Raw genomic sequence first — 851 nt, 5'->3', positions numbered from 1 at the left:
CCCCCTAAAAGTAAACCTCTTCCACATTGGTTTTTCTCTAAACAATGAGCTCCAGCTTGTACAGACATTCTTCCCGCAACAGCACTCATAGGTGCAAGCAAAGGCAATCTTCCATTATCATCTGTTACTGTTTCGTAAGCAATATTAATACTTTTAGATTTAATTAATCCTTCAGTTAATTCTTTTGCTGCAGCTAAATGGAAATAAGTATATACGATTTGATTTTCTCTAATCATATCAACTTCTACTTTTTGGGGTTCTTTAACTTTAACAATTATTTCTGCATCATTAAAAATATCAGAAGCTGTATCTGCAATTTTAGCCCCAGCTTTTATATATTGATCATTCTCAAAACCAGCTTCAAATCCACCATTGTTTTCAACCAATACTTCATGACCTTCTGCAACTAAAGTTTTAACACTATCAGGTGTTAAACCTATTCTATTTTCTTGTGGTTTAATTTCTTTGGGAACTCCAATTTTCATAAATGAAAATTAATTTTTTTTACTTTTTGCGTAATTTGTTATTCCAGTTCGAAGTTTTTCAATTATCTCATCAATGTGTTTTTTTTCACAAATAAACATTGGAGCAATGATTAAACAATCACCTGTAGCTTTAAAATTTACTCCTGCCTCATAACAATGTTTGAAACAAGTAAATCCTGCTGCACCTGGTTTTTTGTCCATTGCAATATCAATTCCACCCATCATTCCATATCCTCTGATGTTATCGACAACTTCAATGTCTTTTAAAGACATTAAACCTTCTTGGAAATAAGGAGCTAAATTTTTAGCTCTGTTAAAAATATCATCTTTTTCAATAATATCTTGCACAGCTAAACCAGCTGCTAC

2 protein-coding genes are annotated in these 851 nt (G+C 32.0%); both read right to left on the bottom strand.

The genetic code is table 11. The annotated features are described in order from the left end of the window. A partial coding sequence (locus AMO08_RS00075; RefSeq protein ID WP_425304624.1) for an alanine dehydrogenase occupies positions 1-485 on the bottom strand: 485 nt, incomplete at its 3' end. 9 nt (positions 486-494) lie between these two features. After that, positions 495-851 (bottom strand): aminotransferase class III-fold pyridoxal phosphate-dependent enzyme (locus AMO08_RS00070; protein ID WP_143323777.1); only part of this gene is annotated, 357 nt, incomplete at its 5' end.

Origin of the sequence: Candidatus Pelagibacter communis, assembly GCF_001180205.1 — a bacterium.
Classification (GTDB): Bacteria; Pseudomonadota; Alphaproteobacteria; order Pelagibacterales; family Pelagibacteraceae; genus Pelagibacter; species Pelagibacter ubique_O.
The sequence above is the reverse complement of the archived record's forward strand: the minus strand, read 5'-3'. Positions and strand labels throughout refer to the sequence as shown.